The organism is Bradyrhizobium sp. USDA 3256 (assembly GCF_054058275.1).
Genome location: NZ_JBSSAE010000002.1, coordinates 5,999,754 through 6,019,913, shown reverse-complemented (window position 1 = coordinate 6,019,913; position 20,160 = coordinate 5,999,754). Strand labels below are relative to the sequence as shown.

General features: G+C 64.4%; 19 protein-coding genes. 15 read left to right on the top strand and 4 right to left on the bottom strand.

Annotation, left to right across the window (positions count from 1 at the left end):
• Positions 1-14: 14 nt before the first annotated feature.
• Positions 15-1,004, top strand: coding sequence for a D-2-hydroxyacid dehydrogenase family protein (locus ACVWY5_RS30375; RefSeq protein WP_028333242.1), 990 nt, complete (start codon positions 15-17; stop codon positions 1,002-1,004).
• Between the two features lie 57 nt (positions 1,005-1,061).
• Here ACVWY5_RS30375 and ACVWY5_RS30370 read toward each other — a convergent pair whose 3' ends face one another.
• Positions 1,062-1,265 (bottom strand): CsbD family protein, encoded by a 204-nt coding sequence (locus tag ACVWY5_RS30370; protein ID WP_028333241.1) that lies wholly within the window; start codon positions 1,263-1,265, stop codon positions 1,062-1,064.
• 146 nt (positions 1,266-1,411) lie between these two features.
• Here ACVWY5_RS30370 and ACVWY5_RS30365 point away from each other — a divergent pair, with 146 nt between their 5' ends.
• Both ACVWY5_RS30365 and ACVWY5_RS30360 read left to right on the top strand, forming a co-directional pair.
• Complete coding sequence (locus ACVWY5_RS30365) at positions 1,412-1,930, top strand: cupin domain-containing protein (protein WP_028333240.1); 519 nt, start codon at positions 1,412-1,414, stop codon at positions 1,928-1,930.
• A 75-nt stretch (positions 1,931-2,005) separates the two neighbouring features.
• Positions 2,006-2,743 carry an enoyl-CoA hydratase-related protein gene (locus ACVWY5_RS30360; RefSeq protein WP_028333239.1) on the top strand — a complete coding sequence of 246 codons (738 nt, stop codon included), beginning with the start codon at positions 2,006-2,008 and terminating at the stop codon, positions 2,741-2,743.
• Positions 2,744-2,855: 112 nt separating this feature from the next.
• Here the strand turns inward: ACVWY5_RS30360 and ACVWY5_RS30355 are convergent, their stop codons facing one another.
• Positions 2,856-4,382, bottom strand: a complete 1,527-nt coding sequence (locus tag ACVWY5_RS30355) for an amidohydrolase family protein (RefSeq protein WP_028333238.1) — start codon at positions 4,380-4,382, stop codon at positions 2,856-2,858.
• Positions 4,383-4,598: 216 nt separating this feature from the next.
• Between ACVWY5_RS30355 and ACVWY5_RS30350 the strand changes: the two genes are divergently transcribed.
• The 4 genes from ACVWY5_RS30350 to ACVWY5_RS30335 all read left to right on the top strand — a co-directional run bounded on the left by ACVWY5_RS30350 (position 4,599) and on the right by ACVWY5_RS30335 (position 8,272).
• Positions 4,599-5,615: an alpha/beta fold hydrolase gene (locus ACVWY5_RS30350; protein ID WP_028333237.1), complete on the top strand. Its 1,017-nt coding sequence runs from the start codon at positions 4,599-4,601 to the stop codon at positions 5,613-5,615.
• Between the two features lie 105 nt (positions 5,616-5,720).
• A complete protein-coding gene (locus tag ACVWY5_RS30345) occupies positions 5,721-6,158 on the top strand; it encodes a VOC family protein (protein WP_028333236.1) in 438 nt (145 codons plus the stop codon).
• 30 nt (positions 6,159-6,188) lie between these two features.
• Entirely contained in the window at positions 6,189-6,677 is a 489-nt protein-coding gene (locus ACVWY5_RS30340) for a VOC family protein (RefSeq protein WP_028333235.1), read from the top strand.
• A gap of 290 nt (positions 6,678-6,967) precedes the next feature.
• On the top strand, positions 6,968-8,272 hold the full coding sequence (locus tag ACVWY5_RS30335) for a phospholipid carrier-dependent glycosyltransferase (protein ID WP_028333234.1): 1,305 nt from the start codon (positions 6,968-6,970) through the stop codon (positions 8,270-8,272).
• Positions 8,273-8,334: 62 nt separating this feature from the next.
• Here ACVWY5_RS30335 and ACVWY5_RS30330 read toward each other — a convergent pair whose 3' ends face one another.
• Complete coding sequence (locus ACVWY5_RS30330) at positions 8,335-8,967, bottom strand: OmpA family protein (protein ID WP_028333233.1); 633 nt, start codon at positions 8,965-8,967, stop codon at positions 8,335-8,337.
• A 157-nt stretch (positions 8,968-9,124) separates the two neighbouring features.
• Between ACVWY5_RS30330 and ACVWY5_RS30325 the strand changes: the two genes are divergently transcribed.
• From ACVWY5_RS30325 to ACVWY5_RS30315, 3 genes are all read left to right on the top strand, one after another.
• Positions 9,125-9,367: a hypothetical protein gene (locus tag ACVWY5_RS30325; protein ID WP_028333232.1), complete on the top strand. Its 243-nt coding sequence runs from the start codon at positions 9,125-9,127 to the stop codon at positions 9,365-9,367.
• A 78-nt stretch (positions 9,368-9,445) separates the two neighbouring features.
• Entirely contained in the window at positions 9,446-10,609 is a 1,164-nt protein-coding gene (locus ACVWY5_RS30320; RefSeq protein ID WP_028333231.1) for a winged helix-turn-helix domain-containing protein, read from the top strand.
• 221 nt (positions 10,610-10,830) lie between these two features.
• Positions 10,831-12,156 (top strand): MFS transporter, encoded by a 1,326-nt coding sequence (locus ACVWY5_RS30315; protein WP_028333230.1) that lies wholly within the window; start codon positions 10,831-10,833, stop codon positions 12,154-12,156.
• Between the two features lie 61 nt (positions 12,157-12,217).
• Here the strand turns inward: ACVWY5_RS30315 and ACVWY5_RS30310 are convergent, their stop codons facing one another.
• A complete protein-coding gene (locus tag ACVWY5_RS30310; RefSeq protein WP_028333229.1) occupies positions 12,218-12,499 on the bottom strand; it encodes a hypothetical protein in 282 nt (93 codons plus the stop codon).
• Between the two features lie 183 nt (positions 12,500-12,682).
• Between ACVWY5_RS30310 and ACVWY5_RS30305 the strand changes: the two genes are divergently transcribed.
• From ACVWY5_RS30305 to ACVWY5_RS30285, 5 genes are all read left to right on the top strand, one after another.
• Positions 12,683-13,789, top strand: coding sequence for an efflux RND transporter periplasmic adaptor subunit (locus tag ACVWY5_RS30305; RefSeq protein ID WP_028333228.1), 1,107 nt, complete (start codon positions 12,683-12,685; stop codon positions 13,787-13,789).
• Positions 13,790-13,833: 44 nt separating this feature from the next.
• Entirely contained in the window at positions 13,834-16,971 is a 3,138-nt protein-coding gene (locus ACVWY5_RS30300; RefSeq protein ID WP_028333227.1) for an efflux RND transporter permease subunit, read from the top strand.
• 21 nt (positions 16,972-16,992) lie between these two features.
• Positions 16,993-17,601 (top strand): TetR/AcrR family transcriptional regulator, encoded by a 609-nt coding sequence (locus ACVWY5_RS30295; protein WP_028333226.1) that lies wholly within the window; start codon positions 16,993-16,995, stop codon positions 17,599-17,601.
• 159 nt (positions 17,602-17,760) lie between these two features.
• Positions 17,761-18,384, top strand: coding sequence for a flavin reductase family protein (locus ACVWY5_RS30290; protein WP_028333225.1), 624 nt, complete (start codon positions 17,761-17,763; stop codon positions 18,382-18,384).
• Between the two features lie 310 nt (positions 18,385-18,694).
• Positions 18,695-19,936 carry an SMP-30/gluconolactonase/LRE family protein gene (locus ACVWY5_RS30285; protein ID WP_028333224.1) on the top strand — a complete coding sequence of 414 codons (1,242 nt, stop codon included), beginning with the start codon at positions 18,695-18,697 and terminating at the stop codon, positions 19,934-19,936.
• Positions 19,937-20,160: the final 224 nt, after the last annotated feature.

The window sequence follows — 20,160 nt, the reverse complement described above, 5'->3', positions numbered from 1 at the left end:
CAAGGGGCGCAGCGATGAAGATTTCGATCCTCGACGATTATTTCGACACGCTGCGTACCCTCGATTGCTACCGCAAGCTCGACGGGTATGACGTCAAGATCTGGAACGATCACGTCCAGGACGTCGATGCGCTCGCCGAGCGGCTGCGCGATACCGACGCGCTGGTCCTGATCCGCGAGCGAACCCAGATCCGCACGCCGCTGCTCGAACGTCTGCCGCAGCTGAAGCTGATCAGCCAGCGCAGCGTCTATCCGCATATCGACATCGACACCTGCACGCGGCTCGGCATCATCGTGTCGTCGAGCCAGCATGCCGATACGCCGTCCTACGCCACCGCCGAGTTCACCTGGGGCCTGATCCTCGCGGCGATGCGCGCGATCCCGCAACAGATGGAGGCGCTGAAGGCGGGCAAGTGGCAGATCGGCGTCGGTCATACGCTGCGCGGCAAGACGCTCGGCATTTATGGCTACGGTCGCATCGGCGCCGTGGTCGCGGGCTACGGCAAGGCGTTCGGCATGAACGTGCTGGTCTGGGCGCGCGAGGGCGCGATGGCGAAGGCGCGCGCCGACGGCTATGAGACATCAGCCAGCAAGGCGGATTTCTTTGCCCGTTGCGACGTGCTGTCGCTGCATATGCGGCTGGTGGACGCGACGCGCGGCATCGTCAAGGCGGCAGACCTCGCGCAAATGAAACAGACCGCGCTGATCGTCAACACCAGCCGCGCGCCGTTGATCGAGCCCGGCGCGCTGGTCAATGCGCTGCGCGCCGGCCGGCCAGGCATGGCCGCGATCGACGTCTATGAGAAGGAGCCGTTGCGCGACACCGCGGACCCGCTGCTCAACATGGACAATGTGGTCTGCACGCCGCATCTCGGCTACGTCTCGCGCGACGAGTACGAAATCCAGTTCACCGACATCTTCGACCAGATATTGGCTTACGCGGCCGGCGCGCCGACCAATGTCGTCAATCCGGATGTGCTGGCACATCTGCGCCCGCGCGGCTGAGCAGCGTCGTTCATGCTCGATCGGCCGGCTCGATGGGGCGGCCGTGTCATCTCTCGTTCAGCGAGGCCAGTGAGCCGCTGCGGTCACCCTGCCGACGATCCTCTTGATGCCTCCGAGTGCCTTCTGTCCCTTGCCCTTGGCTTCCAGGATCGCGCCTCGGCCCTGCATCGCCGGCGAGCCGGTGACCTTGCCAAGACGCCGCTTGAACCTGCCGATCGCCTCGTTGGCCGTGCCTTTCATCCTATCGGTCGTGCTACCCATGAAATTACTCCTTCGGAATACGCTGAGGTAACGCGCCGGAACATGGCGATGTTCCGATTTGGCGGTGTTCCGATTTTCCGCTCGCCTGCGCGGCTGCTTTTCGCTAGCGTTCCACGCAGGAAATCAGGCCAACGAAAGCAAGAATGATGAGCGGTTCCCACGATCACACCCATTCCCAAGATCATCACCATCACGACGATGAGCGCTGGAAGCACGACGGCGTCCGCGTGATTCCCGGCAACCAGCTCGATCCGAACGTGCCGTCGACCGCCGGTATGGATCGCAAGGCCGCGATCAATTTTGCCCGGGTCGGCGCGCAGAAATTGTGGGCAGGCACCGTCAGCATCAAGCCGGACGCCAAGACCGGCGCGCATCATCACGGCCATCTCGAAAGCATCATCTATGTCGTGAAGGGCAAGGCGCGGATGCGCTGGGGCGAGAAGCTGCAGTTCACCGCCGAAGCCGGCCCCGGCGATTTCATCTTCGTGCCGCCCTACGTGCCGCATCAGGAGATCAATGCCAGCCGCGACGAGGTGCTGGAATGCGTGCTGGTGCGCTCCGACGGCGAGGCGGTTGCGATCAATCTCGACATCGAGCCGATCGAGAAGCCGGAGACCGTGCTGTGGGTCGATCCGGTGCACCGCCATCCCGACGAGAAGAAATAGCCGCGACATTTGCGTCGAGATTCCGGGTTCACGCTTCGCGTGCCCCGGAATGACAGTCCAGGGGAGGAGGCCAGCATGACGCTCGTGCGTTACGAGAGCGCCGACCACATCGCGACCATCACGATGGACCGCGTCGCGTCGCACAACGCGCTCAACAACGCGCTGTGCGACGAATTGCAGCAAGCCTGGCGGCGCTTTCGCGACAGCGATGACCGCGTCGCGGTGCTGGCCTCGGCCGAGGAGAAGTATTTCTGTGTCGGCGCCGACGTCAGGGATTTCCCTGCCAATATGTGGAAGGCGGTGCCCGGGCTCGGTGTCGAGCTCGACAAGCCGGTGATCGCGGCGACGTCGGGCTGGGTGGTGGGCGGCGGCTTCGTTCTGGTGCAGATGGCCGACATCTGCGTCGCCTCGGAAACGACGCGGTTCTTCTATCCGGAAGCCAAGATCGGCACCACCGGCGGCGGCGTCTCCTCGGTGCTGGCGCGCATGCCGCACAAGATCGCGATGGAGTTCCTGCTCGTCGGCGAGGAGCTCTCGGCCGAGCGGGCCTACCAGATCGGCTTCGTCAATCGGATCACGCCGCCGGGGCAGCACCGTGCGGCCGCGCAGGAGCTGGCGGCCAAGATCGCCGGCAACGCGCCGCTGGTCGTGCAGGCGCTCAAGAAGCTCGCGCGTGGCGCGATGCCGAAGGGGCCGCTGGAGACGGTCGCCGAGGTGCGCCGGCAGCTCGACGCCATCAAGGACAGCGAGGACCTCAAGGAAGGCGCCAGGGCGTTCAGCGAAAAGCGCAAGCCGAGGTTTACAGGGAAGTGACGCCGTCATTCCGGGGCGACGCGGCAGCGTCGAACCTCAGACGCGCAATTGCGCATCGGGGAATCTCGAGGTTCCGGGTTCGACGCTCGCGCGTCGTCCCGGAACGACGGGCTCAGGCAAACACCCGGTGATCGATCGGCCCGTTCGGCACCACATAGCCGTAACGCGTGTTCGACGGCTCGACGCCGGCCTTCTCGTACTGCGCCTTCATCATCGCAAAGCGATCGCCCTTGAGGTCGAGCATCGCGCGCTTCGGCTGGATGTTGTAGAGCCGGGCGTTGTTCTCGCCGAAGATCGCCGTCTTCACCGGCCCGTCGGCGGGGCCGAGCGGCGCGTAACCGAACTTCTTCTGCATCATCTCCGGGATTTCCAGCCGCCGCAGGCCCTCGATCTGCCATTGCGGCGCGCCGGTCCACAGCGCATCGGTGCCCCAGCAGACGTGGTCGGCGCCGAGCCCCTTGATCAGGATACCCATCAGCGCGGCGCAGACATTGGGCTCGGCGACCAGCGTGGTCGCGAACAATTGCCCGACGTCGCCATAGACATTGTTGACGCCATACTGCGCCGGGATGTCGGCGAGATCCGAGGTCCAGGCGATGCGGCCGGTGCGCTCGAACTCGGCGAGCGCGACCTTCGGGTCGCCGCCGACATGGCGATAGGCCGAGTGGTAGATGATGAAGTTGAGCTGCGGCCAGTCCTTGGCGGCCTTTCCGACATCGGCAACGTCGGCGAAGCCGCGCAGATTCGGATACTGCTTCTCGATCCCGGGCGGAAACAGTCCCTTGTGGACGCAGACGTTCTTGATGCCCGCCTTCACCATCTTCTCATAACCCTTGTAGGCGACCTTCTCGTCGTCCAGCCGCCAAGGGTAGCGGCTGATCTCCTTGTGGGTGTTGTCGCCGATCGTGTAGCCCTTGCAGGATTCCGGCTTCAGCGCCAATGCGGCGTCGAGCTTGTCGAGCCAGCCGGGCTGCCCGGGCGTGAAGATGGCGTGGCAGAACACGCGACGCGAGCCGGCCTCGTCGTTCATTTTCTTGCGCGCGTCGGCCATCTGCTCGTTGGTCAGGAACCAGTCCTGCTCGATATCCGACGGCGCCGAGGAGATCAGCGCGATCTTGGTGTCGGAATCGAGAAACATCTCCTTCTTGTAGTTGTTGAATTTGAGATCCTCGATGGTCTGCTCGTGATCGTTGAGCTCCTTGTTCCAACCGGCCTTGCCGACCGCCTTGCGCATTTCCACAAAGCCCATGATGCGGGTGTCGTCGCGCAGGAAATGCGTGTGCATGTCCATGATGAACTGGTCTTTCAGGGCGCTGGCGCGCTCCTGCGCCATCGCGGGTGTCGCGGCCTCCACCGGCGTCACGGCGAATAGCTCCCCGTAAACCTGGTTCATCGCGACGAAGGAGGTGGCCATGCCGGCCGCGGTCTGGAAGAATCTGCGGCGGTCGAGGCCCTGCTTGCCGCCGAGATCGTCGGCCATCGCGAGCAGCCGCGCCTCGACCTCGCGCTGACGTTCGTTCTGCGGGTCGGGATAGAATTCGTCGCTGGAGACGATCTGGGTCGGGATCGGCGTCTGGTGCTGGCACAGTTCGGAGGGCATCAAGGCGGCAAGTTCTTCGTCGGTGAGATTGCTGCTCATTCTTCGCTCCCGCTTCTCGCCGGATTTTTCCGGTCGGATCGCCGCGGAGACTAGGACCAAGTCCGTCCGTCGTCCGCGCCGTTGGCCGGAAGCCGCGTTCACAAAATCGTGCATCCTATTTGCCGCCGTGAGAAGCCGGCGTCGCGCGGGCTGCTTTGCCCGCTGCTATGCTCGATCGCACCGGATCGGACGAAGAAATCCGGAAGGGAGCGGACCATGATGTCATCTGACCATTCGCGGCGCAGCATGATCAAAGGCATCGGCATTGCAACGGCCGCCGGCGCGTTCGGCGCAGCGTCGGCGCAAGCCGCGACCGCGGTTCCTGCCGAAGGAGAAATATGGAGCAACGAATACTGGGCGAAGAAGGGCGACATCCCCTTGTGGATGTTCCGCAAGCGGATCGGTGTGCCGAAGCCGGGCGAGCCGGGGCGGACGGTGGTGTTCTTCGTCCACGGCTCGTCGGTGACATCAAGGGTGTTCGACCTCACGGTGCCGGGCAAGGGCGAGTATTCGCTGCTGAACACATTTGCCCGCTACGGCTTCGATTGCTGGACCATGGACCACGAGAACTACGGCAAGTCCGGCCGCACGTCGGGCAATGCGGATATTGCGAGCGGCGTCGAGGATCTGAAGGCCGCGGTCGAGGTGATCGCGCGTGAGACCGGGCAGAGGCGATATCACTTCGTCGGCGAATCCTCGGGCGCGTTGCGGGCCGGCGCTTTCGCAATGGCGGCGCCCGAACGCATCGACCGGCTGGTGTTCGCGGCCTTCACCTACAGGGGCGAGGGCTCGCCGACGCTGGCAAAGCGCGCCGAGCAACTCGCCTATTACCGCAGCCACAACATGCGCAAGCGCGACCGCGACATGATCCGCTCGATCGTAACTCGCGACAAGCCCGGCACGTCGGACCCGGCCGTGGTCGAGGTGCTGGCCGATGTCGAGATGCAGTTCGGCGACCAGATCCCGACCGGCACCTATCTCGACATGACCGCCAATTTGCCGGTCGTGCATCCGGAGAGGGTGCTGGCGCCGGTGCTGCTGGTCCGCGGCGAATATGACGGCATCGCCGCTGTTCCGGACCTCGAGGAGTTCTTCAACAAGCTGCCGAACGGCGACCGGCAGTTCATCATCCTGCCCGGCACCGCCCATTCGGTGGCGCTTGCCACCAATCGGGAGCTGTTCTGGCATGTGACGCGGGCATTCCTGACCATGCCGACACCGATTGTGACCTGACGTCACCCTGCGGCAGGACGCCGCAAGAAAAAATCGGCACGGCGATGTCGGGAGCCGGTCATGCGGTTCGTCCTCGGGGCACAACCCCGCCAACAGGAGCACCTCATGGCCCAGCCGACAATGATCTTCGTCAACCTGCCGGTCAGCAATCTCGTCCACGCGACCGCCTTCTACGAGGCGATCGGCGCGACCAAGAACGCACAGTTTTCCGATCATACCGCGTCCTGCATGGTTATCTCCGAGACCATTCACGTCATGCTGCTGACGCACGACAAGTTCCGCGAGTTCACTCCAAAGAAAATTGCCGACACCAAAACCACAAGCGAAGTGCTGATCTGCCTGTCCGCCGACAGCCGCGACGCGGTCGACGGTTATGTCACCAAGGCGAAGGGTGCGGGTGGCAACGCTGATCCATCTCCGAAGCAGGATTACGGCTTCATGTATGGCCGCAGCTTCGAGGATCCCGATGGTCACATCTGGGAAGTGATGTGGATGGACGTCGAGGCGGCGATGAAGGCGCAGTCCGCCGCGGCGACCGCCTGATCGCATCCTGCCATCGCGAGGAGCTCAAGCATGTCCAAGGTATCTCCCTGCCTGTGGTTCAACGGCGAGGCCGAGGAGGCCGCGAACCTCTACGTCTCGCTGCTGCCCGGTTCGCGGATCGAGACCGTCCAGAAGAATGTCATCGACAGCCCCGGCGGAAAGGCCGGCACGGTGCTGCTGGTCGAATTCACGCTCGCCGGTCAGCGCTTCATGGCGCTGAACGGCGGGATGAGGATGGAGCATACCCACGCGGTCTCGTTCGCGATCGACTGTGTCGACCAGGCCGAGGTCGACCGCCTGTGGGACGCATTGCTCGCGGCTGGTGGCACCGCCGAGCAGTGTGGCTGGCTGCGCGATCGCTACGGCGTCGCCTGGCAGATCGTGCCGGCAGTGGTCCGCCAATATCTCGGCGGGCCCGACGCCGCCGCTGCCGCGCGCGTGATGCAGGCCGTGCTCGGGATGATCAAGCTCGATATCGAAGGCCTGCGCCGCGCCTATGAGGGCAAGTCCGCCGCGTGAGGTAGGGACTTCGCTGTCATCGCCCGGCTCGCCGCCTTCGCTAAAGCTTCGGCGAGCCGGGGATTCGTCGCCTCGTCGAAGCCTTGGCGTCGACGGGACCGGGCGATCCAGCATTCCAGAGACTTCGATGCTCGGCCGAGAGGCCGCGGCGTACTGGATGCCCCGCATGAAGCGGGGCATGACAGTATGGGCACGATGGTTCCGTCACATGACCGTGGCGACGGATCGCGGATGCAGCTGATATCGTATAATTATCGCAAGCTGCGTTCCCCTCGCACCGTGCTTGCCCTTTGAACATCGTATCCAATTCGCATTTTGTTCCACGACGTCGCGCCGCGCGCACGGCGATCGCCGCTGCCATCATCTTCATCGTCGCCCATGTCGTGCTCCTGCTCGGGATCACGGCGCCCGACAAGCTCTATTTCGATGAGGTGCACTATGTGCCGGCGGCGCGGCAGATGCTGTTGCCGGTGCGCGAGGGCCCGATCCTCAACCCGATGCATCCGCCGCTCGCCAAGGAGATCATCGCCCTCTCGATCAAGGCATTCGGCGACGGGCCGCTCGGATGGCGCTATCCCGCGGCGCTGTTCGGTGCGCTGGCGCTGGTCGGCGTCTATCTCGGCGGGCTTGCGCTGTTCGCGTCGCAGCAACGCGCGATCGCTGCCGTGCTGCTCGCCTTCTTCAACCAGATGCTGTTCGTGCAGTCGCGGATCGCGATGCTGGATATTTTCGCGCTCGCCTTCGGCCTGTTCGCCATCGCGGCTTTCGTCCACGGCCTCAGGCAAAAGCAGCCGCAATCCGCCTTTGCGCTGGCGGGGCTCTTCGCGGGGCTTGCCAGTGCCTGCAAATGGAGCGGGCTGTTCGTGCTCGCGACCTGCATCGCGATCGTCGTTGCGATCCGCCTGATGCAGGGCTGGCGCACGCGCTTTGCCGACGGCAATGCGGAGGATTGGTATCAGCCGGAGCTATGGCCGGATTTTCGTCTTCCTCACTTCATCGTCTGTTTCGTGCTGATCCCGGTGGCCGTCTATCTCGCGACCTTCGTGCCGCTCTACGGCCTCTCGTTCACGGATATCATGGAGGCGCAGCGCCGCATCTTTGCCGACAACACCACGGCCGCCATCGCGGGGCACACCTATATGAGCTCATGGCCGTCCTGGCCGTTCCTGCTGCGCCCGGTCTGGTACCTGTTCGAGAAGGTCGGCGATGACAGGTTCGCCGCCATCGTGCTCCTCGGCAACCCGCTGGTGCTGTGGCCGGCATTGATCGCGCTGATCATTGCGCTGCGCGACTGGATCATCGGGCGCGGCCGTGATGCATTTCTCGTGCTGGCGTTCTACCTCGGCCCGTATCTCGCCTGGGCGCTGCTGCCGCGCACGCTCGGTTTCATCTATTACTATCTGCCGGCGGCGACCACCGCGAGCTTCGTGCTGGTCTACGCCTTGACGCGCAAGGGGGCGCCGCGTTGGCTGCTGTGGGCGTTCGTCGCGGTTGGATGCGCAGGGTTTGTTGCGATGCTGCCGGTCACGGCCGCTGTGATCGAGACGTCGATGGCGACGTTCAACCGGTTGATGCTGTTTCAGGGCTGGATATGACGGTCTTCGAAGTAAAGTGATCCGCCTGCCGGGCGCGGCAGGCGGATCGAGGCTGCGGGAGATTACTGCGACGCGGTCTTGGTATCCATGTTGACGACCTGCACGCGTCGATTGCTCGGGTCCATCGGCGCACTTGGGTCCTTCGGCCGGGTCTTGCCGTAGCCGACGGTGACGAGATCCGAGCCGTTCAGGCCGTAATGCTCGACCAGATATTTCTTGATGGTGTCGGCGCGGCGCTCCGACAGGTCCTGGTTATAGGCCTCGCTGCCGATCGCGTCGGTGTGGCCGGCGACGACGAAGGTCGAGCCCTTCATGCTGGCATCGGACAGTGCCTTGCCGAGCTCCTGCACCGCCTGGGTCGAGCCCTTGCTGATGTCGGCCGAGTTGTAGTCGAAGTGGATCTCCAGATCGATCTTCGGCTTGTTCGCCGCGATGTCGGCGATCTCCTGGCGTTCAACGCGCGACAACGAACGGGTCTGCCGGTTGCGGACGGTGTTGAGGAAGCTTGCCTCCTTGGCGGAAGCCGCGAGGTCGACCTGCGTGCCGGCGGAAAGGCCGCGGGTGGCCGACTTCGGCTTCAGCGCATTGAGAATCTGTGCGGCCGGAACGGCCTCGCTGCCGGCCAGTGCAACGCCCGCCGTCATCGACAGCGCGGCGCCGATTGTCAGAAAAGACAAGGAAAAAGAGCGGGTCATGGTTTTCGTCCTCAAATGTCGGGCTAGCCAATCCGGCTTGCTGTCGTTTTGATGCTGGGAGACTAGGACGGGTTCAAAGCCCGGAATGTGATCTGGGTCACGGTTGAGTGTGCCGCCCTGCCTTGCGCCAGGCAGGCAGACGGGAAGCGAGGACATCATGGCCAACGTCAATCGCGTCCTCCGCTCGATCAATGACGAAGCTGCCTCGCGCTGCGTCGATATCTTCCTTCGCCCGGACGGCAGCATCGGCTTCGAGGAATATCGGCGGGACGTCGAAGATGGTAGTGGCTGGTTTCCGGTCGGCGGTCATTCGCATCGCATCTTCCATGGAGAAAGCGCCGCGCTCGCGGCGGCGATCGGGGACGTTGCGTGGTTGCGGCGGGTCGTCGGATCGACGTAGCCGCTCCGAATGATGCGGAGCTGATTTCCGCCGCGCAGCTCTCCACAGCAGCGCGAATCTCACTACATTGCTGGGGCAATGTCCCGCGCCGCCGAACCCCTTTCGTTGAACAATGCTGCCGCCCGCCATATCTGGCTGCGCGCGCAGCGGCTCGATACCCAGGTGCCGTTCGGCGAGGGGGCGTCAGCGGTCGCGGCCGCCGTCGATCATCTCGGCTATGTGCAGATCGACACCATCAACGTGATCGAGCGCTGCCATCACCACATCCTGTTCACCCGCATTCCGGACTACCGCCGCGCCGACCTCAAGCAGGCGCAGAGCCGGGACAAGAGCGTGTTCGAGTACTGGACGCACGCGCTGTCCTACATTCCGTCCAAGGACATCGGCATCTTCCTGCCGGCGATGAAGGCGCATAAGCGCGAGGGCCACAAATGGTTCTCGTCGGTGACCCCGGCGGATACGCGCAAGGTGCTGCGGCTGCTTCGTGCCGGTCCGCTGACCATCCGCGACATCGATGACGACGTGCTGACCGAGAAGGAGCATCTCTGGCAGAGCCGCAAGCCCTCCAAGCGCGCGCTGCAGCTCGCCTTCTATGGCGGCGTGGTCACGATCAGCGAGCGCGCCGGCATGCTGAAGACCTATGAGCTGATGACCCGGCACTTCGGCTGGGACAAGCCGCCGAAGCCGGCCCCGGCCTCGGCCCGGACCGCCTATCTGCTCGACCGCGCGCTGCGCTCGCAGGGCATCGTCAGCCTGGATTCGATCTGCCATCTCGACGCGCCGAGCAAGAAGGCGGTGCGCAGCCTGATCGAGGCGCGCCTGCGCCGCAAGGAGCTGGTCCAGGTCGGGCTGGAAGGCGCCGGCAAGCAGGAGCATTGGGCGCGGCCCGAGGTGCTGGAGGCGACCGGCGAGGGTGATCCCACCCTGGTTCACATCCTCTCGCCGTTCGATCCGCTGATCATCCAGCGGAGGCGCACCGAGCTGTTCTTCGGCTACGGCCACCGTTTCGAGGCCTATGTGCCGAAGGAGAAGCGCCTGTTCGGCTATTTCGCGCTGCCGGTGCTGATCGGCGACGACATCGTCGCCGCTCTCGACCTCAAGACCGACCGGCAAAACAAGAAGCTGCTGATGCAGAAATGGAGCTGGGTCGGCAACGGCAAGAAGCTGGCCTCGCGCAAGGAACTGAAGCGGCGCATCGAGGAAGAGCTCGACCGCTTCGAGCGCTTCCAGCTCGCGGATTAGCTCCGCTACGCCGTCATGGCCGGGCTTGTCCCGGCCATCCACGTCTTTCTCACGCGGATAACAAGACGTGGATGCCCGGCACAAGGCCGGGCATGACGAGTTTGGGGAGCGATCGACCACAGCCTCGGTTCCGGTTTGTGCTGTGTGCTATGAGTTTTTGCCATTGCTCAAGCCGGGGCCACCCAATAATCCTCACGGCAAGCAACACCCGGGGAAAGCTCATGAGCCAGACAGCAACCATCGCGCCTGATCGCGGCGCCCGCAGCGAGATCGAGACGTCGACGATCCGCGCGATCTCGTGGCGGCTGATCCCGTTCCTGATCCTGGCCTACTTCTTCTCCTATCTCGACCGCGTCAATCTCGGTTTCGCCGCGCTCACCATGAACAGCGAGCTGAAGTTCTCGCCGGTGGTGTTCTCGTTCGGCGCCGGCATCTTTTTCATCGGCTATTTCATTTTCGAGGTGCCGAGCAACCTGGCGCTGGAGCGGTTCGGCGCCAGTAAGTGGATCGCCCGCATCATGGTGAGCTGGGGCATCCTCTCGGCGTTGATGGCGGCGGTCTATGACGAGCACAGCTTCTATGCGCTGCGCTTCTTCCTCGGCGTCGCCGAGGCCGGCTTCTTCCCCGGCATCATCCTCTATCTGACCTATTGGTACCCGGCCGAGTATCGTGCGCGCTTCCTCGCCGCCTTCGCGCTCGCGGTGCCGATCTCGACCGTGATCGGCGCGCCGATCTCCGGCCTGTTGCTCGGCCTCGACGGCGTGATGGGCTTGAAGGGCTGGCAGTGGCTGTTCGTCATCGAGGGCATTCCCTCGGTGCTGCTCGGCATCGTCACCTGGTTTTATCTGACCGACCGGCCGGAGAAGGCCGAGTGGCTCTCGGCCGAGCAGAAGGCGTGGCTCAAGGCGAAGCTCGACGCCGAGGTCGCGGCCAAGCAGGCGGCGAAGCATTTCACGCTGGGCGAGGCGCTGTCCTCGCCGAAGGTGCTGGCGCTCAGCGCGATCTATTTCGGTTTCGTCGCCTCGCTCTACGGCATGCAGTTCTGGCTGCCGCAGATCGTCAAGGCGTTCGGTCTCACCAACGCGCAGACCGGCTTCGTCACCGCGATCCCGTACGCATTCGGCACCGTCGCGATGATCCTGTGGGCACGCCGTTCCGATGCCACGCGCGAGCGCGTGTTCCATGTCGGCGCGCCGCTGCTGCTGACTGCGCTGGCGCTCGCCGTCTCCAGCTACATCACCGATCCGGTCATGACGATGGTGGTGCTGACGGTCGCTGCGATCGGGGTGTTCTGCACCTTCGCGGTGTTCTGGACGCTGCCGACAGCCTGGCTCTCCGGCACCGCCGCCGCCGGCGCGATCGCGCTGATCAACTCGATCGGCAACCTCGCCGGTTTCGGCGGGCCCTACCTGATCGGCTGGGTCAAGGAAGCCACCGGCAGCACGTCGACCGGCCTGCTGGTGCTGTCGCTGCTGCCGCTCGCGGCGGGCCTGCTGGTTTTCCTCGGCAGCCACGAAACCAAGACCGAGTTCGCCGGCGCGAAGTAGCCGTGGCGCCTGCGTAGGATGGGTTTCGCTTCGCTCTACCCATCCTACAGTTCTTGAATGCTTAGACCGGATAGCGCCACTTCAGCGCGCGCCGGACGAAGAAGATCGCGACCAGCGTGGTGCCGAGCGTTGCCAGCCACGTCCACATCAGGATGCCGCCCTGTGTCAGGGCGTAGCGCTCGGAAAGCGCCAGCATCACCAGCATGCCGATGAGCCCCGCGCCGGACCAATAGAGCGGCGAACGCAGCATTCCAGTCGCGGCGTGTTCAGCCGCGCGTTCGCGCGCTCTGCCGACGAACCAGATCAAGAAGCCGGCGTAACCAAGGGCAAGGATCCATGACATGGCCGCAGCCTCGCATGCTGGCGCTTCCGCAACCGTAAAAGGCTGAAACGAAAGTCGCGGTATCGGTTGGAGGAGCCCGATTCCGACCCCGTCCTCACGAATTGGTTATCACTGACGAATATTGACATTTATCAGTGATAAATCGATACTCTTCATCAGTCGTCAGCCCGATGGAGATTTCAGATGTTCGTTCGTTCCGTTTTCTCGAGCTATTACAGGCTCTTGACGGGAGCATCATTGGCTTTCGCGGTGTTCGCGCTGACCGGCTGCAATGAAAAGGCGGCCGAAAACGCCGATCCGGGGCGCCCAGTCCTGGTGGCGACAGTCCATTATGAAGCTGAAACCCCTGAGCGCAGCTTTGTCGGCACCATCAAGCCCCGTATCGAAGCCGATATGGGCTTTCGGGTCGCCGGCAAGGTGGCCAAGCGGCTGGTCGAGGTCGGACAGACAGTCGACGTCGACCAGCCCTTGGCCACCCTCGACGAGGTCGACCTGAAACTGCAGGCCGAGCAGGCGGAGGCGGAATTCCGCGCCGCCACCGGCGTGCTGGCGCAGGCCGCGGCCGCCGAGCAGCGCGCCAAGGATCTGAAGGCCAAGGGCTGGACCACCGACGCGGCGCTCGATTCCGCCAAGGCCGCCGGCGACGAGGCCCGCGCCAGGCTGAACCGCGCCGAGCGCTCGGTCGAGCTGACCAAGAATTCCCTCTCTTACGCAACGCTGGTGGCCGACACCCGGGGTGTCGTCACAGCGACCATGATCGAGCCCGGCCAGGTGGTTGCCGCGGGCCAGGCTTCGATCCGTGTCGCCCGACTTGGCGAGAAGGAAGCTGTCGTCGCGATCCCAGAGACGCTTCTTGCTCGTGCCAGGTCGGGCGTAGCCACGGTGACGCTGTGGTCGGATGCCAAGAAGAGCTATGCCGCCAGGCTGCGCGAGGTCGCGCCGCAGGCCGATCCCGCCACCCGCACCTATCTCGCAAAATTCTCCCTGCCGGATGCCGACGAGGCGGTGTCGCTCGGCATGACCGCGACGCTGACGCTGGCCGACAAGGCGAGCGAGCGCGTCGCCAAGTTGCCGCTGTCGGCGCTGTACAGCCAGGGCGGCGATCCCTCGCTCTACATCGTCGACGACAAGGGCGACATCGCGCTGAAGCCGGTCAAGGTGAAGGCCTATGAGAGCAGCAACGTCGTGATCTCGGGCGGTGTCGACGATGGCGCCAAGGTGGTCGCCCTCGGCGTGCAGAAACTCGATCCGAGCCAGAAGGTGCGGGTCGTGTCGTCGCTGTCGTTCTAACCCTCGCATAGCAGCAGAAACGGTTCTGGGACCTGGAGAGTTCGATGAAGCGCTTCAACCTTTCAGCCTGGGCGGTCAGCCATCCGACGCTGGTCCTGTTCCTGATGATCATCCTCGCCGCCGCCGGCTTCTTCTCCTACGAGAAGCTCGGCCGCGCCGAGGACCCGTTCTTCACCGTCAAGGTGGTGAACGTCTCGGTGATGTGGCCGGGCGCGACCTCGCAGGAAATGCAGATGCAGGTCGCCGATCCGATCGAGAAGAAGCTGCAGGAGCTGCCGTTCTTCGACAAGGTGCAGACCTATTCCAAGCCGGGGTTCACGGCGATGCAGGTCTCCTTCAAGGATTCGACCTCGCCGAAGGACGTGCCCTATCTCTTCTATCTCCTGCGCAAGAAGCTGGTCGATGTGCAGGGCGAGTTGCCCTCCGGCATCCTCGGTCCCGTCGTCAACGACGAATTCTCCGACGTCGATTCGATTCTCTATATGATGACCGGGGACGGCGCCAATTATGCGCAGCTCAAGAAGGTCGCGGAGGGTTTTCGCCAGCGCCTGCTGAAGGTGCCCGGTGTCACCAAGATCGATCTCTACGGCACCCAGGACGAGCGCATTTTCGTCGAGTTCTCGCATGCCAAGCTGGCGACGCTCGGCATCACGCCGCAGGCGCTGTTCGACTCGCTCGCCAAGCAGAACAACGTCACCCCGGCCGGCACCGTCGAGAGCTCATCGCAGCGCGTGCCGCTGCGCGTCACCGGCGCGCTTGACGGCGTCAAGGCGGTTGCCGAAACGCCGGTCGAGAGCAACGGCCGCGTGTTCCGGCTCGGCGATATCGCGACCGTGAGCCACGGCTATGTCGATCCGCCAAGCTTCAAAGTGCGTCAGGAAGGCAAGCCGGCGCTCGGCATCGGCGTCGTCACCGCCAAGGGCGCCAACATCCTCGAGCTCGGCAAGGAGGTCCAGAAGGCGACCGCCGAGTTCCTGAAGGCGGTGCCGCAGGGCGTCGATATCCAGCAGATCGCCGACCAGCCCAAGGTGGTCGAGCACGCCGTCGGCGAGTTCGTACACTCCTTTGTCGAGGCGCTCGCGATTGTGCTGTTCGTCTCCTTTGTCGCGCTCGGCTGGCGCACCGGCATCGTGGTCGCGCTGTCGGTGCCGCTGGTGCTCGGCATCGTATTCATCGTGATGAACGCAATGTCGCTCGACCTGCACCGCATCACGCTCGGCGCGCTGATCATTGCGCTCGGCCTCTTGGTCGACGACGCCATCATCGCGGTCGAGATGATGGTGGTGAAGATGGAGCAGGGCTGGGACCGCATGAAGGCGGCGTCCTTTGCCTGGGAATCCACCGCGTTTCCGATGCTCACGGGAACGCTGGTCACGGCCGCTGGCTTCCTCCCCATCGGCTTTGCCAATTCGGCGGTCGGCGAATATGCCGGCGGCATCTTCTGGATCGTGGCGATCTCGCTGGTCGCCTCCTGGTTCGTCGCGGTGATCTTCACGCCCTATATCGGCGTCAAGCTGTTGCCCAACATCAAGGTGCACCAGAACCACGATCCGCACGCGATCTACGAGACGCGGATGTATCGCGGCCTGCGCAGCGTCGTGCAGTGGTGCGTCGATCACCGCATCAAGGTGGTGGCGGCGACCGTCGGCGTCTTCGTTGCCTCCATCGTTGCGTTCGGCCACGTCCAGCAGCAGTTCTTCCCGCTGTCGGAGCGGCCCGAGCTGTTCCTGCAGCTGCGTCTGCCCGAGGGCACCGCCTTCAACGTCACCGAGAAGGCGGTGAAGCAGGCCGAAGGGCTGCTGAAGGGCGATGACGACATCCAGACCTACACCGCCTATGTCGGCCAGGGCTCGCCGCGCTTCTGGCTCGGCCTCAACCCGCAGCTGCCGAACGAGGCCTTTGCCGAGATCGTGATCCTCGCCAAGAACGTCGAGGCGCGCGAGCGCGTCAAGGCCAAGATCGAGCAGGCCGCCGCCGACGGCGCGCTGAACGAGGCGCGGGTCCGGGTCGATCGCTTCAATTTCGGTCCGCCGGTCGGCTTCCCGGTCCAGTTCCGCGTGATCGGCCCCGATGCCAACAAGGTGCGCGACATCGCCTACCAGGTCCGCGACGTCATGCGCCAGAACAAGAACGTCAAGGACGTCCAGCTCGACTGGAACGAGCAGTCGCCCTATCTGAAGCTCGCTGTCGACCAGGATCGGGCGCGCGCGCTCGGCCTGACCCCGCAGGACGTCTCGCAGGCGCTGGCGATGCTGATCTCGGGCGCGCCGGTCACCACGATCCGCGACGGCATCGAGAAGGTCGGCGTGGTCGCCCGCGCGGTGCCGTCCGAGCGGCTCGATCTCGGCCGCGTCGGCGATCTCACCATTACCACGCGCAACGGCGTCGCCGTCCCGCTGCAGCAGATTGCCAAGATCGAATATGCGCATGAGGAGCCGATCCTGTGGCGGCGCAACCGCGACATGGCGATCACCGTGCGTTCCGACGTTGTCGACGGCGTGCAGGCGCCCGACGTCACCAACCAGATCTCGCCGAAGCTGAAGGACATCCAGGCCCATCTCGAGCCGGCTTACCGGATCGAGCCGGGCGGGGCGTTCGAGGAATCCGCCAAGGGCAATGCGTCGATCTTCATCCTCTTCCCCGTGATGGTGATGGTGATGCTGACGCTGCTGATGATCCAGCTGCAGAGCTTCTCGCGCCTGTTCCTGGTGTTCCTGACCGCGCCGCTCGGCATCGTCGGCGCCTCGCTGGGGCTCAACGTCGCCAACCAGCCGTTCGGCTTCGTGGCGCTGCTCGGCCTGATCGCGCTCGCCGGCATGATCATGCGCAATGCCGTGATCCTGGTCGACCAGATCGAGAGCGACGTGGCGTCCGGCCTGACCCGGCGCGAGGCGATCGTCGAAGCCACCGTCCGGCGCGCCCGGCCGGTGGTGCTGACGGCCCTGGCCGCCATCCTCGCCATGATCCCGCTGTCGCGCTCGGCGTTCTGGGGCCCGATGGCGATCACCATCATGGGCGGTTTGTTTGTTGCGACTTTCCTGACCTTGCTGTATCTGCCGGGCCTTTACGCCCTCTGGTTCCGCAAGACCCTCGAGGAAAGCGGCTCCGAGCAAATCGATACTGCGCCGCAGCATGCCGGCGATGCGCAACGCGCATTTCCGCTTGCTGAGGCGGCCGAATAATTGAAGATTGAGCAGGCCAACATGACACTGATCTCGGAACATAGCGAAACCGACACCCGCGAGCGGATTCTTGTGGTGGCGGAGCGCTTGTTCCGGCAGATCGGGTATCAGAAGACGACGGTCGCCGACATCGCCAAAGAGCTGCGGATGAGCCCCGCCAACGTGTACCGCTTCTTCGATTCGAAGAAGTCGATCCACGAAAGCGTGGCCCGCGGCCTGATGGGCGAGGTCGAGATCGAGGCGCAGCGCATCGCCCGCTCGGAAGGGCCGGCGGCGCCGCGCTTGCGCCAGATGATGACGACTATCAATCGCATGAACACCGAACGCTATGTCGGTGACTCCAAGCTGCACGAGATGGTCGAGATCGCGATGCAGGAGGACTGGGACGTCTGCGTCGCCCATATGGAGTGTATCGCCTCCATTATCGGCGAGGTGATCGCGCAAGGAGCGGCGTCGGGGGAGTTCGAGATCACGGACCTGCAACTCGCGTCGCTGTGCGCCTGCACCGCGATGATGCGGTTCTTCCACCCGCAGATGATCGCCCAATGTGCCACCAAGCCGGGGCCGACCATCGATCAGATGATCGATTTCGTGATCGCCGGCCTGTCGCCGCGCGGCCGCACCAATTGAGCGCCAGGGCTGACATTTTCGTCAGTTGACTCTTCCGGCATAGCAGGCAAATCGGGTTTGTAGCCCGGATGGAGCGCAGCGCAATCCGGGCCACTTCCGCTTGCGAGACCGTCCCGGATTACGCTGCGCTCCATCCGGGCTACGTGAGAGGGGCTAGCCGTGACCGCCAAGGACCTGCATTTCTACGAGCCGAAGAACGGCCACGGCCTGAAGCACGACCCGTTCAACGCCATCGTGGCGCCGCGGCCGATCGGCTGGATCTCCTCGCGCGACAAGGGCGGCAACGTCAACCTCGCGCCCTACAGCTTCTTCAACGCGTTCTGCTATGTGCCACCGATCATCGGCTTCTCCTCCACCAACTGGAAGGACAGCGTCGCCAACATCCAGGACACCGGCGAGTTCGTCTGGAATCTGGCGACGATGGATCTCGCCAAGCACATGAACGCGACGGCGGCGCATGTCGCGCGTGATGTCGACGAGTTCAAGCTCGCGGGGCTCACGCCGGTCGCCGGCAAGCTCGTCAACGTGCCGCGGGTCGCCGAAAGCCCGGTGTCGTTCGAATGCAAGGTGAGCCAGATCGTCCAGCTCCAGGGTGCCGACGGCAAGAAGGCCGAGGCGTGGCTGACGCTCGGCGAGGTCGTGGCCGTCCACATCGACAAGGCCTTCATCAAGGACGGCGTCTACCAGACCGGTCTCGCGCACCCGATCGTCCGCGCCGGCCGCCGCGGCGACTACTTCGAGATCAAGCCGGAAAACATGTTCGAGATGATCCGGCCGGATTGAGTGCTGCTCTATCCTCCCTCTCCCCGTTCTTCACGGGTAGAGGGTAGGGTGAGGGGCTGCTTCCATCGGTTATGATCGTCGTGAGACCTGTACCCCCCTCACCCGGATCGCATCTTGCGATGCAATCCGACCTCTCCCCGCAAGCGGGGCGAGGTAAGAGACGTCGCTCCGCAACGACGGCCCGCACCACAACAATGTGAAATTTCCGCGCGCGGGGATGAAAAACCGTCACTCGCAACCTCTCCGAGAGCAGTCTAACCTCCACCCGCCAGGCCGGATCAACGGCCGGCCAACAGAGTGGGAGGATGCGATGACACGCCAATCGCGGCGCGATCCTAACGAAGAACAACGCGATCCGAATGTTTCACGACGCACGCTGGTTCAGGGGTTGGCGGTTTCCGCCGCCGCCGTCGCGGGCATCGGCAGTGCGCTGGCTCAGAACGCGCCCGCGCCGGTCGGGCCGCCGACGACGATCACCAGCCCGCCGCGCGACTTCAGTCCGCGCGGTGCGCCGACCACCTATTTCTGGGACCCCGACATCATCGCGGTCGATCCGTCCTTCAATGACCTTGCCCAGCCCAACACCTCGATCAAGCGCCTCCATACCGGCCTGTTGTGGGCGGAAGGCCCGGCTTGGAGTTCGCAGGGCCGTTATCTGTTGTGGAGCGACATTCCGAACAACCGGCAGATGCGCTGGTCGGAGGATGACGGCCATGTCAGCGTCTTCCGCATGCCGTCGAACTACTCGAACGGCAATTCGTTCGACTTCCAAGGCCGCCAGCTGTCCTGCGAGCATCTCACCCGCCGCGTGACGCGCTACGAGAATGACGGCACCGCGACCGTGCTCGCAGACAACTATCAGGGCAAGCGGCTGAACTCGCCGAACGACGTCGTCGCGCATCCCGACGGCAGCTACTGGTTCACCGATCCGCCCTATGGCGGGCAGCTCTATGAGGGCGAACCCGACGCCGCAGGCGGCCCGGGCAATCCGGCCGGCAAGCTCAATCCCCGGATCGGGCAGCCGGCGGGCTTCGCGCCGGCCAAGCGCGAGCTGCCCACCAATTGCTATCGCATCGATCCTTCCGGCCGTGTCGATCTCGTGGTCGGCGAGGACCAGGTGCCGGATCCGAACGGCCTCTGCTTCTCGCCGGACTACAAGAAGCTCTACGTGGTCTCGACCGGCAAGGGACCGGGCGATAGCGGCCCCGGCGGCAAGGGCGACGTCTTCGTGTTCGATGTCGGCGCCGACAACAAGCTTTCCAACGGCAACCGGTTCAGCGATTTCACGATCGACGGCGTGAAGTGCGGACCGGACGGCATCCGCTGCGACGTCAACGGCAATGTCTGGTGCTCGAGCAATGCCGGTCGCGCGGTCGGTTACAGCGGCGTGACGGTGTGGTCGCCGGAAGGCAAGCTGCTCGGCCGCATCCGGTTGCCCGAGGTCTGCGGCAACATCACCTTCGGCGGTCCCAAGCGCAACCGCCTGTTCATGGCCGCAAGCCAGTCGCTCTACGCGGTCTATACCGCAACCCAGGGAGCGGGGCCGGCCTGATCTCGGTTTCACTTCACCTCTCCACGGCGGAGAGAGGTCGATTTGCGCAGCAAATCGGGTAAGGGGGAGCCGCTCCAAGGAGAGACCGCAACCCCTCACCCGGCGCTGCGCGCCGACCTCTCCCAAGGGAGAGGTGAACTTCCGCTGCCGCCCCCACTCGGCCAACCTCGCGCGGATCGGACGGCTCCGCGCCGTCCCCAGCTACCTGATTGTCGCAGCTCAGC